Annotated in this window: 9 protein-coding genes; 1 reads left to right on the top strand and 8 read right to left on the bottom strand. The window is 73.9% G+C overall.

Annotated features, from left to right (window positions below):
* Positions 1 to 193 precede the first annotated feature (193 nt).
* From SNE206_RS04070 to SNE206_RS04040, 7 genes are all read right to left on the bottom strand, one after another.
* Positions 194 to 1423: an acyltransferase family protein gene (locus tag SNE206_RS04070; protein ID WP_407911938.1), complete on the bottom strand. Its 1230-nt coding sequence runs from the start codon at positions 1421 to 1423 to the stop codon at positions 194 to 196.
* 334 nt (positions 1424 to 1757) lie between these two features.
* Positions 1758 to 3005, bottom strand: coding sequence for an FG-GAP repeat domain-containing protein (locus SNE206_RS04065; protein WP_407911937.1), 1248 nt, complete (start codon positions 3003 to 3005; stop codon positions 1758 to 1760).
* Positions 3006 to 3011: 6 nt separating this feature from the next.
* On the bottom strand, positions 3012 to 3731 hold the full coding sequence (locus SNE206_RS04060; RefSeq protein WP_407911936.1) for a hypothetical protein: 720 nt from the start codon (positions 3729 to 3731) through the stop codon (positions 3012 to 3014).
* Positions 3724 to 4926 (bottom strand): non-hydrolyzing UDP-N-acetylglucosamine 2-epimerase, encoded by a 1203-nt coding sequence (wecB, locus tag SNE206_RS04055; protein ID WP_407911935.1) that lies wholly within the window; start codon positions 4924 to 4926, stop codon positions 3724 to 3726. Before wecB ends, SNE206_RS04060 begins: the two co-directional genes overlap by 8 nt.
* 345 nt (positions 4927 to 5271) lie before the next feature.
* The gene (locus SNE206_RS04050; protein ID WP_407911934.1) at positions 5272 to 6936 is read right to left on the bottom strand and encodes an FAD-dependent oxidoreductase; all 1665 of its coding nucleotides are present in this window, start codon (positions 6934 to 6936) and stop codon (positions 5272 to 5274) included.
* Entirely contained in the window at positions 6933 to 8135 is a 1203-nt protein-coding gene (locus SNE206_RS04045; RefSeq protein ID WP_407911933.1) for an MFS transporter, read from the bottom strand. Before SNE206_RS04045 ends, SNE206_RS04050 begins: the two co-directional genes overlap by 4 nt.
* 169 nt (positions 8136 to 8304) lie before the next feature.
* The gene (locus SNE206_RS04040; RefSeq protein ID WP_407911932.1) at positions 8305 to 9735 is read right to left on the bottom strand and encodes an MFS transporter; all 1431 of its coding nucleotides are present in this window, start codon (positions 9733 to 9735) and stop codon (positions 8305 to 8307) included.
* Positions 9736 to 9949: 214 nt separating this feature from the next.
* On the opposite strand from SNE206_RS04040, the gene SNE206_RS04035 reads away from it, so the two are divergent.
* Positions 9950 to 10837, top strand: coding sequence for a helix-turn-helix domain-containing protein (locus SNE206_RS04035; RefSeq protein WP_407911931.1), 888 nt, complete (start codon positions 9950 to 9952; stop codon positions 10835 to 10837).
* A gap of 20 nt (positions 10838 to 10857) precedes the next feature.
* Here SNE206_RS04035 and SNE206_RS04030 read toward each other — a convergent pair whose 3' ends face one another.
* Positions 10858 to 11889: a ParB/RepB/Spo0J family partition protein gene (locus tag SNE206_RS04030; protein WP_407911930.1), complete on the bottom strand. Its 1032-nt coding sequence runs from the start codon at positions 11887 to 11889 to the stop codon at positions 10858 to 10860.
* Positions 11890 to 11964 lie beyond the last annotated feature (75 nt).

The following is an 11964-nucleotide window of genomic DNA, read 5'->3' as shown; positions in this document are numbered from 1 at the left end:
GGAGGACGCGGGGGGCCTGCCCGAATTCGGCGGCCGGGGCCCGCGGCGTGGTTCCAGTCTCCCCCGCCCCGGCCCCGCCCGGGGGCTCCGAACCTGTCCCTGTCAGGGGCAGGCACCAGTTCGGGGCCGTACGGGCGGGGCTCTGTGGTGCTGGGCGGGGTGCTCGGCGCGGTCGGCGCGGTCGGCGCGGTGCTCAGCGCACGGCGGGCGGCGCGTGCACCGGCTCCCGGCCGGCGCCCGGCGCGTCGTCGGCCGCGGGCCGCGGCGCGGGCAGGGTGACCCGGCGCCGGCTGCGGCTCCAGCGGCGCATCGCCGGCTGCTCCACGAAGGTGTGCAGCAGCCATCCGCCGAGCAGCGTCACCGCGAGGAAGCCGAGGATGACCAGGAAGCCCGTCGGGGTGGAGAAGCGGGTGTCCTCGAAGAGCGAGCGCAGCCAGAAGATCGCGATGCCCTGGCAGAGGTAGAACCCGAAGGAGATCTCGCCGAGGAACACCATCACCCGGCTGCGCAGCCAACCCCCGCGGCCCTCCACGTCGGTGACGGCGACGGCCGAGATCAGGGCGCCGATCGGCACGATGGTCGCGGCGACGAAGCTGTACTGGAACGGCACGTACCAGGCCGCGGCGTAACCGGCGGCGGTCAGCGCGAGCGAGGGCAGCACGCCGAGGGCCCGCGGCCACCGGCCGGCCAGGACGATCCGGGCGAGCAGCATGCCGAGCACGAACTCGAAGAGCCGGCCGGGCGGGAAGAGGTAGCCGAACCAGAACTGCGTGTCGGAGACCGGGGTGATGGCCGACTTCGGGGTGGCCGGCACGAGGTACGTCGAGACGAGCTGCACGGCGATCGTGCCGGCGACCATCAGGGCCGACCAGAACCAGAGCCGGCGCTCGGCGATCCGCCGGACGGGGCCGATGATCAGCGGGAAGGCCATGTAGAAGAGCAGTTCGCTGCCGAGCGACCAGGTGGGCGGGTTGACGGAGAGGTTGATCTCCGGCTGCGGGAAGAACGTGTGCAGCAGGAACAGGTTGGAGAGCCAGCCGGCGGTGGGCGCGACGGCCCCGGCGAAGAGCACCATCGCCAGCACCCACACCACGAGGTGGTTGGGGAAGATCTTCATCAGCCGGCGGCGGAGGAAGGCCGTGGTGCGCTCGCCCGGCTTCGCGGCCCAGGCCAGCACGAAGCCGCTGAGCACGAAGAAGAACGACACCCCGAGGTAGCCCGCCTTGACGAACAGCCACTCGTAGGCGTGGGCGACCCCCTCGTCGGCGAACGGGTTGATCGGACGGTTCGGCGGTATCGGGGAGTTGGAGAGCCCGGTGTGGAAGAAGAAGACCATCAGGGCGGCCAGGAAGCGGAGGCCGGTCAGCGAGGGGAGTCTCGGCCGGCCCTTCGGGGCGGCGGAGATCGGTGCCGGTGCGGGCATGGCGGGTTCGGCCTTTCGGGCTGGGGGTTCGGGTCTCGGACGGCGGTACGGCGGTACGGCGGTACGGCGGCTTGCGGTGGGGCGCTCAGGTGCGGTGGGTGCGCGGCTCGGGGTGGGGCGGCGGCCGGGGCGCGGTGGGGGTGGCGGCCCCGGGCGCCGGGGGGGGGGCGGGGCGGGGGGGGGGGGGGGGGCGGGGGCGGGGGGGGGGGGGCGGCCCCGGCCGCCGGGGGCGGCCGAGTGGGGGCTCGGGCGGCTTCCGGGCGTGCGGTGCGGTCGTACGGCGCGGGCATGCGGTGCGGTGCAGGCGTGCGGTGCGGTGCGGTGCCGTGGGTGGTCAGGCGGTGCCGGTGCCCTGCTCGGTCTCGTTGCGGTGGAGGACGATCTTGGCGTCCTTCGCCACGTAGTAGTTCTGCACCGAGTAGGCGATGGTGGCGAAGTCGAGCCGGCCGTCGCCGCTGAAGTCGGCGGTGGCGATCCGGGCCACCGACTCGTCGGAGACCCGCCACTTGGCGAACACGCCGTTGGCGAGGTCCAGCGCCTTGTAGTACATGACGCCCTGCCAGGGCATCGGGCCGCGCAGGGCCACCAGGAACTCGTCCTCGCCGTCGCCGTCGAAGTCGGCGCAGACGATCTGGTGGCCGGGGCCCTCGCCGTTCTCGTTCGGGTCGCCGTAGACGTCCAGCAGGAAGCGCTTCCAGACGGCCCCGGCCGCGGGGACGGCCGGGTCCTCCTTGACGTAGACGGCGACGGTGTTGCCGTGGAAGGGCTCGATGGCGGCGACGTACGCCATCGGGTCGTCGCCGATCCGGCCGGCGTTGAGGTCGCCGCTGCCGCGGAAGCCGGTCCGCTCGAACTGGCCGAGCTCGCCGGTGCCGATGAGCGTGCGCACCCAGGTCTCGTGCTGCTCGTCCCAGTGCAGCCAGGTGACGCCCTCGTCGGAGGCCAGCAGCAGGGAGTCGAGGTCGGAGCCGGGTATCAGGCCGGCCTTCTTCTCCGCGCCGTGGATCATGCGGAAGTGGCTGTCGTCGACGACGGTCATCGGCCACTCCTCCGCGGTGAGCACGTCGTCGGGCTGGGTGAACATCACCACCGGCAGCACCGCGTGCACGTCCTCCTTGGCGACGATCGGCAGGCCGAGCACCTGGAGCCGGTCGGTGCGGGTGAAGTGGCCGACCCTCAGCCGGTGCATGCCGGTGGCGCGGCCGATGTAGTGGCGCTTCCAGCGGCTCTCGTCCTTCTCGGGCTGGCCGGGGTTCTCCAGCCAGTCGATCTTGCCGCCGGAGGTGTCGGCGTCGACGATGGTGCCGACCGGTCCGTACAGCTCGTAGCAGAGCACGATGTCGGGGCGGCCGTTGCCGCTGATGTCGGCGTAGTCGGCGCCGACGGGCATCCGGATGCGGTCCGCGACGAGGCGGCGCTCCCACTTCTCGGTGCTGCGGTACCAGTACACCTCGCCGAGGCGCAGGCCGTAGCCGAACAGGTCGGGGGTGCCGTCCCCGTCGATGTCGGGGGCCTCCAGCCAGTAACCGTCGCGCAACTGGTCGGCGACGACCTCGGGCGTGAACTTCGGAATGCTGACCATTTTCCTCTACCTCTCCTCGTGGTATTCGACGGCGAGCCACACGCAGTCGGTGTCGGCCCTGTACTGGTGCCAGGGATAGACGAATCCCCCGTCGGCACCGATTTCGCAGAACGGTTCGTGGGTGTTTCCGGGGGCGAGCAGGACGTCCTCGTGGAGCGTGCCGTGGTCGTCCGCGCGGAATTTCTGCATCCGGCCCGTCCCGAACACCTGGGTGTGCACCTCCAGGAAGGCGTGCCGGTGGTGGATGCGGCAGTCGGTGCCGGCCGGGGCGAACCAGAGGTTGACCTTCAGCCGGTACGGGCGCGGGCGTCCGCCGCCGGGCCCGCCGAGCAGCGCCTCCGGGACGAGCTCCACCGTGCCGAGGTCGTGCTGCGGCCCTCGCCACAGCGGGGTCTCCGGGGGGAAGCCCGGCAGCAGGCCGGCCAGCAGGTGCCAGCCCGGCTCGCGGGTGAGGGCGGCGGCGTCCGCGCTCTCGGGCGTCCGCAGCACCAGCAGCCGGTCGGTGTGCTCGACGGCGGTGTCGTGCAGCACGGCCGAGCCGAGCGGCGGGATCGCCTTCCGCGGGTGTTCGGCGACCGCGGCCGGCCGGGCGCCGGTGTTGACGACGATCGCGCGGCCCCCGATGCGGCGGGTGCCGGCGCCGGTGACCTCCTCCGCCGCCAGGGACGGCCCGCCGAGGCCGGGCAGCGGCACGGTGCGGCCCGTCACGGCCGCGGGCTCAGCCACCGGCGTAGGCGGCCGGGGCGGGGCCCGCGAGCGCGACGGAGAGCCGGTCGATGGCGCTGCCGGGCACGAACGGGACGACCGCCGGGCCCTCGTCGAAGAAGTGCGCGATGGCGCCGACGGTGCGCTCCACGGCCCGCCCGTCGCCGTACGGGCTCGCGGCCTCGGCCATCCGCGCGTACTGCTCGGGGTCGTGGAGCAGCTTCGAGGCCTCGGCGACGATGCCCTCGGTGGTGCGGCCGACCAGGCGGGCCGTGCCCGCGATGACGGCCTCGGGGCGTTCGGTGATCTCGCGCAGCACCAGGGTGGGCTTGCCGAGCGCCGGGCCCTCCTCCTCCGCGCCGCTGCTGTCGGAGACGATGACGTCGGCACGCTTCATGAGGCGGCAGAAGCTCAGGTAGGGCAGCGGGTCGATCACGGTGACGCCCGGGTGCGAGCCGACGAGCGGCAGCAGGGCCTCCCGGACGACCGGGTTGCGGTGCAGCGGCACGACGACGCGCACGGCGGGGTCGTCGGCCAGGGTGGCCAGCGCGCGGCCGATCTCCGGCAGGTGCTGCCACGACTCCCGCCGGTGGGCGGAGGCGAGCACGACGCGGCGCGGGTCGTCGTCGAGGTCGGCGAGGGCCGGATCCCCGTAGTCCCGGCCGAGCTCGCAGCCCCATCGCAGGGCGTCGATGACGGTGTTGCCGGTGACGACGATCCGGTCGGGGCTGATGCCCTCGCGGATGAGGTTGCCGGCGTTGCCGGGGGTCGGGGCCAGGTGCAGCGCGGAGATCTGGGCGACCAGCCGGCGGTTGGCCTCCTCGGGGAAGGGCGAGTGCAGGTTGCCGCTGCGCAGGCCGGCCTCCACGTGGATCACCGGGATGCCGTGCTGGAAGCCGGCCAGGGCGCCCGCCAGGGTGGCGCCGGTGTCGCCGTGCACCATGACGGCGTCGGCGCCGGCCGGGCGCAGGTGCTCGGAGAGGCCGCGCAGCGAGCGGTAGGTGACCTGGCTGAGCGACTGGCGGGGCGCCATGATCTCCAGGTCGATGTCGGGGTGCAGGCCGAACGCGTCGAGGGTCTCGTCGAGCATCTGGCGGTGCTGGCCGGTGGAGACGACGACGGGGCGGAAACGCGGGTCGTCCTTGAGGGCCTGAATGACGGGGGCGAGTTTTATCGCCTCCGGCCTGGTGCCCAGAACAATGGTGATGGTTCGCATCGATTCGCCTTTCACGGGGTCGAATTCCGGTTGATCGGGCGTGCCATCAGCTTCCCTTTCCGGGCGGCCCGGCGTCAACGAATTCACGTTGCACACCGGGGGGCACGGAAAAGCAATCCGCCGCGGGCCGGAAATGGCCCGCGGTGGACAGGGAAATGCTTTTCCCCGGCCGGCGGCCGCAGGAGTGCGGGCCGCCGGCCGGATCGGGTGACGGAGGGCGGGCGCCCCGGAGGACGCGGGCCGGCGGGCCGCCCGGGCGGCCGGGACGGCGCGGGACGGAGGGCATGGGACGGAGGGCACGGGACGGGGGCCGCCCGGGCGGCAGGCAGGACGCGGGACGGAGGGTCAGCGCGCCGGCTTCACGGACAGCGAGTGGCGGAAGTAGTCGGTCGGGTCGTACCGGCGCTTCACCTGCTGGAGGCGCGGGTAGTTGCCCTTGTAGTAGAGCTCCGTCCAGGGCACGCCGGAGCGGTTGTGCGCGGGGTCGGCGACGTCGGTGTCGGGGTAGTTGATGTAGCAGCCGTCGTGGCGGTCGTCGGGCACGGGCACGCCGCCGGTCCCGGCGAAGAACTCCTCGTAGATGCCGCGGGCCCAGCCGAGTGCGGCGTCGTCGCCGGCCGCGTCGTGCCAGAACGTCTGGAAGCACATCTTGAAGACGGAGTTGCGCTGCGCGTTGGCGGTGGCGTCCGGCGCGGCGGCGTTGACCTGCCCGCCGAAGGAGAACAGCACGATCATCGTGTCGGGGTTCCAGTAGTCCTCGCCGCTCATGCGGCGGTACATCACGGAGATCTGCCGGTCGGTGAAACTCCGGCGCATGTAGGCGGACTTGTGGGCGCCGCGGGCGGTCGGGTCGGTGATGGTCGGGTTGTTGGTGCCGACCAGGCGGGTGGCCTGCAGCCAGGGCATGCGGCGGGGTGCGGCGAGCTGCGGCATCGCGGTGAGTTCGCCGGACGGCCGGGTCATGGCGGTGGGGCTGATGCCGGTGCCCGCGGTGATCGCGGCGAGGTAGTCGGCGAGCAGCCGGTCGGCGCCGGGCACGGTGGCGTCGACCTGGGTGAACATGTCGAGGGTGCCGTGCGCCTTGTGGCACACGTTGAAGAGGCTGCTGAGCGCGGTGTACGGGCTGTCGGGGCCGCTGTTGGCCTCGTGCCAGGCGCCGAAGTTGCGCAGCAGCCGGGTGAAGCGGCTCTCCGTCATGTCCGCCCAGGGGAAGGAGACCGCGGAGACGAGCACGGTCGACGGCGGCTGCACGAGCAGCTTCGACGGGTCGCTGCCGGTCGCTCCCGGCGACCGGAACCAGTACCGGGTGACGAGGCCGAAGTTGCCGCCGCCGCCGCCGGTGTGGGCCCACCAGAGGTCGCGGTTCGGGTCGTCGGCCTCCCGGGTGGCGACGACCGTGCGGACCTTGCCGGCGGTGTCCACCACGACGACCTCCACCGCGTACAGGTGGTCGACGACGAGGCCGTGGGCGCGGGAGAGCAGGCCGTAGCCGCCGCCGGCGATGTGGCCGCCCGCGCCGACGCTGTAGCAGATGCCGCCGGGCACGGTGACGCCCCAGCCCTTGTAGAGCGCCTCGTAGACGTTGAGCAGCCGGGCGCCGGGCTCGACGGCGAAGGCCCGCATCCGGGCGTCGTAGGTGACGCCGGTCATCTCGGAGAAGTCGAGCACGACCTCGACCTCGGGGTTGCACACGAAGTCGGCGAAGCAGTGGCCGCCGCTGCGCAGCGACACCCGCTTGCCCTGGCGGACGGCGTCGCGCAGGGCGCGCTCGGCGTCGGCGGTGGAGCGGATCATCCGGACGTAGTCGGGGCGGGCGACGAACCGCTGGTTGTTGCCGGTGGTGAGCATGGCGTAGCGCGGGTCGTCGGGGCGTATCGTCGCGCCGGCCTCGGCGGCGGGGGCGCCGCCTGCCGCGGCGGCGACCGTGGTGGCCAGGGTTCCGGCCACTGCCGTGCCGCCGAGCACGGCGGCCGAACGGGACAGCATCGTACGGCGGTTGACACCAGTCATCGTTGCACCTCGATCAGGGGGGCGGTTGCGGGGAGGGGGTCGGACGCGGCCGGGCGCGGGGCCCGGTCGAGGAGTCCGGAGAGCAGGGCGGTGCCGAGGCCGGCGGCGACGAGCGCCGCGCCGACCAGGGTGGGGGCCGTCCAGCCGAGCCCGCCGTCGATGGCGAGCCCGCCGAGCCAGGCACCCAGGGCGTTGCCGAGGTTGAACGCGCCGATGTTCGCGGCCGAGGCGAGCGCCGGGGCGCCCTCGGCCTTGGTCATCACCCGCATCTGCAGCGGCGGCACGGTCGCGAAACCGGCGATGCCGAAGAGGGCGAGGGTGACGGCGGCGGGGATCCTCGCGTGGGCGGTGAAGTTCAGGGCCACCAGCACCAGGGCGAGCACCGAGAGGATGACATACAGGCTCGGCATGAGTCGACGGTCGGCGGCGCGGCCGCCGAGCACGTTGCCCACGCACAGGCCGGTGCCGAACAGCACGAGCAGCCAGGTCACGGAGGACTCGCCGAAGCCGGCCACCTCGGTCATCATCGGCGCCACGTAGGTGAACGCGGCGAAGACGCCGCCGAAGCCGAGCATCGTGGTGGCCAGCGCCAGCCAGACCTGGCCGCGGCGGAACACCGCGAGTTCGCGCCGGATGCCGCCCGCCGGGGGGCGTGGCTGGCGTGGCACGAGGGCGGCGATCCCGGCGATGCCGAGCAGGCCGAGCGCGGTGACGGCCCAGAAGGTGGAGCGCCAGCCGAGGTGCTGGCCGAGGGCGGTGCCGAGCGGCACGCCGAGCACGTTGGCGACGGTGAGGCCGGTGAACATCATGGCGATCGCCCCGGCCCTCCGGTCGGGTGCGACGAGGTCGGCGGCGACCACCGAGCCGATGCCGAAGAAGGCGCCGTGGCAGAGCGCCGCGACGACGCGTCCGGTCATCAGCAGGGCGTAGGTGTCGGCGAGGGCGCAGAGCAGGTTGCCCGCGACGAAGACGCCCATCAGGGCGAGCAGCATGGTCTTGCGTGGCAGTCGGGCGCCGGCGGCGGTCGTCAGCGGGGCGCCGACGGTGACGCTCAGCGCGTAGCCGGTGACCAGCAGGCCGGCGGACGGGACGGAGACGGACAGGTCGCCGGCGACCTGCGGCAGCAGGCCGACGATGACGAACTCCGTGGTGCCGATCCCGAACGCTCCGACGGCGAGGGCGAGCAGGGCGAGCGGCATCACAACTCCTTTCCGGAGGGGGACGGGAGGGGGTGGGAGGGGATGGGAGGGGGGTCGGGAGGGGAACGCGTCCGGACATGCCGAGGCGCGGTGGCGGTGCTGTACGGAGCACTGCCACCGCGCCTGGGTCGGGCGGGGTACCGGGTCGGCCGGGGCGGACCCGTCGGGGTCAGGCCGTGGCGCGCTTCCGGAGGAAGACCCCGGCGAGCACGGCGCCGACGGCCACGACGATCGCGTTGACGAGCACCGCCGTGCCGACGCCGTCGAGGATCGCCGCGGCGGTGGCGGAGGCTCCGATCCCGGCGGTGGCGATGGCGCTCATGATCGGGGTGCCCATGGTGATGCCGATCTGCTGGGTCATGGTGGCGACGCCGGTGGCCATGCCCTGGTCCTCGTCCGGCAGGCCGGAGGTGGCGGTGACCATGAAGCCGACGATGACCAGCATGTTGCCGACGCCGCCGACGAAGGTGGCGAGCAGCAGCAGCCACATCCAGCTGCGGTCGTCGCCGAGGCCGAGCAGGGCGGCGGTGGCGACGGCCTGCACGATGCCGCCGGTGACGAGGGCGGGGGTGGTGCCGATGCGGCCGATGACGCGGGCCGCGGTGACGCCGCCGATCACGGTGCCGAGGCCGAGGACGGCGAAGGACAGGCCGGCGGCGAGCGGCGAGAAGCCGAGCACCTTCTGCAGGTAGAGGGTCATCAGGAAGACCAGCGACGTCTCGGTGACGAAGGCGATGAGGCCGGCGACGTTGCCCCAGATGACGGTGCGCCGGTGCAGCACCCGGACGGGCACGAGGGGCTGCGGCGACCGCTTCTCGACGAAGTAGAAGGCGACGAGCAGCACCACGCCGGCGAGGAGGCCGGTCAGGGCCCGGGCGTCGCCGAAGCCGTGCTCGCCGGCCATGGTGAGGCCGAAGACGAGGGCGAGCAGGCCGAGGGTGACGGTGAGGGCGCCGGGCACGTCGAGCCGGGCGCGCTCGCCGCGGCTCTCGCCGAGCACCCGGGGGGCGATGATCAGCACGGCCAGGGCGACCGGCACGTTGATGAAGAACGCCCAGCGCCAGCTGAGCAGGTCGGTCAGGATGCCGCCGAGCACCGCGCCGGTGGTGAAACCGGCCGACATGAGGGCGCCGTTGAGGCCGAGCGCCTTGTCGCGCAGCGGGCCCTCCGGGAAGGAGGAGGTGAGCAGCGAGAGGCCGGCCGGGGTGACGGCGGCGGTCGCCAGGCCCTGGGCGACGCGGGCGATCAGCAGCATCTCCGGGTTGACGGCGAGTCCGCCGACCAGGGAGGAGAGGCCGAGCACGGCCAGGCCGGCCAGGAAGAGCCGGCGGCGGCCGACGAGGTCGGCGATCCGGCCGAAGAGCAGGGTGAAGCCGGCGGCGGAGAGGGCGAAGGCGGTGGCGATCCACTGCAGGTTCGCGAGGGAGAAGCCGAGGCCGCGGCCGATGACCGGGAGGGCCACGTTGAGGATCGAGAAGTCCACGGCCAGCATGAACTGCGCGACCAGCAGGACCACCAGGACGAGCCGCAGCCGGCCGGTGAGCTTCTGCGGCGCGGCGGCCGGCGCGGTTGCGGCGGCCACCTCGTCGATTGTCGACATGTCAGAGCCTTTCGTCATGTGCCGTGTCGGGGCGGGGAAGGGGAGCGTGTCGGGCGTGGAAGGGGTGTTCAGGGGGAAGTCTGCGAGCGCCCGCGGGGCCGGGCCAGGCCCTTGGTCTGCCTACGCAGCGGCTGCCTACCACCGCGCTGCCTACCACTCGCAGGGTCAGGCTGGACGCCCCGTGCGGCGGCCCGGCGCGGTGATACTGGGGTGCATGGACACTCCCACCGAGCTCGGCGAATTCCTCCGCACCCGGCGGGCCCGGCTGCTGCCGGAGGACGTCGGGCTCGTCTCGTACGGGGCCCGGCGTGTGCCGGGTCTGCGGCGCGAGGAGCTCGCGCAGCTGGCCGGCGTGAGCTCCGCGTACTACACGCGGCTGGAGCAGGGGCAGAGCAGCAACGCCTCGGAGGCGGTGCTGGACGCGATCGCCCGGGCCCTGCGGCTGAACGAGGACGAGCAGGTGCACCTGCGCAACCTGGCCCGTCCGCACCGCGGTTCGGGCCGCCGCCGGCCGGAGCGGCCCGAGTACGCCCGGGCCGGCACCCGCCAGCTGGTCGCCGCCCTGGACGTGCCGGTGGTGCTGCTCGACCGGCGCAGCGAGGTGCTGGCGTGGAACGCCCTCGGCCACGCCCTGGTCGCCGGTCATCTGGACGCCTCCGCCCCGGACCGGCCCGCGGACCGGCCGAACCTGCAGCGGCTGCTGTTCCTCGACCCGCACACCCGCGAGCTGTACCCCCTGTGGGAGGAGGAGGCCCGGCGGGCGGTGGCCTCGCTGCGGATCACCGCAGGCCGGCACGCGGACGACCTCCGGCTGGCCGGTCTCGTCGGCGAACTCCTGATGAAGAGCCCGGAGTTCGCCGAGCTGTGGTCCCGGCACCCGGTGCGCAACTGCGTCGAGGGCGTGAAGTCCTTCCACCACCCGCTGGTCGGCCCGATGGAGCTGAGCTTCGAGACGGTGCGGCTGGCCGACGAGTCGGGCCACTGGATGCTGATGTACAGCGCGGAGCCGGGTTCGCCCGCCGAGGCGGGGCTGCGGATGCTGCGCGAGGTCACGGTGCCCGGCCGGTCGCGGCCGGCCGCGGACCACACCCCGGCCGGCTGAGCGGTCTGCCCGCGCGGCGGTCACTCCCCCGCGCACCGGCGCCGCTCCATCCGGGCCGCGAACTGCTGCCAGGCTTCGGCGCACTCCGCCGCCGCCGCGGAGAGCATGCCCGTGGAGTGGGCGGGCACCGTGGAGATGATCCGCTCCCACTGGGCCGGCGGCAGGGTGCGCACCTGGAGCATCCGGAGCAGCAGCCGGCCGGTCTCGCTGAGCCGCAGCGAGGGGTCGCGGTGGAGGCTGTCGGCGAGGGCGGTGCGGCGCTCCCCCGGCGGTGCGAGCCGGACGACGGTGTGCGCGTCGTCGCGGCCCCGCTCCGGCGGCGGTGCGACGGGCAGCACGCGCAGCGGTACGGGGTCCTCGCCGCGGCGCAGCCGGTCGCGGACGTCGCGGACGGTGCCGGGCGAGATGCCCGACTGCTGGGCGATGGTGCGCAGGGACGCGTCGGGTGCGTCGGTGATGAGCCGGCCGGCCAGGCGGCGTCCCTCGGAGCTGTCGAGCGGGCGGGCCCGGCCGTCGCGGCCGACCCGGTGCTGCCACGGTCCGCCGGCGTCCGTGCCGCCGTGCGGGGCGGGCGCGGGTGCCGGGGCGGGGATGCGGCTGCGGAGGGCGGCGACCGTCCGGGCGGCGAGGCCCGCGGCGGTGGCGACCGCCCGGTCGGACCACTGCGGGTGGCTCTCCAGGATGCGGACGGCCGCGGCGCGGCGGTCGGCCGCGGAGAGCGGCAGGCCGTGCCCGGTGTTGGACCGGACGGCGAGGACGAACGCCTCGTCGGGGCTGCCCTCGAAGAACCGGACGGTGATCTCGCGGTCGCCGCGCAGCACGGCGGCCTTGAGCCGGTGCATGCCGTCGACGACACGCATCGTGCCCCGGTGCACGATGATCGGCGGCAGGTCGTCCTCGGAGTCGGCGAGGAGGCGGACGTGCTCCGGGTCCTCGCCGGTGGTGCGTGGTGAATCGGCCGGCCTCAGCGCTGCGACCGGGGCCCGGCACGCGGGCCCCAGCCGCAGGGCGTGGGCGGTGTCGGGCTGGTGCCCGGCTTCGACGACCTTCATGGTCGACCTCCCCCTGCTGGTGACAAGAACAAACCAACCATGCGGTTCGTTTCTTGGCAACACCGCGGCGCCGAA

This window comes from Kitasatospora sp. NE20-6, assembly GCF_045862635.1.
Note: the sequence above shows the minus strand (reverse complement) of the source record. Positions and strands in the feature narration are given on the sequence as shown.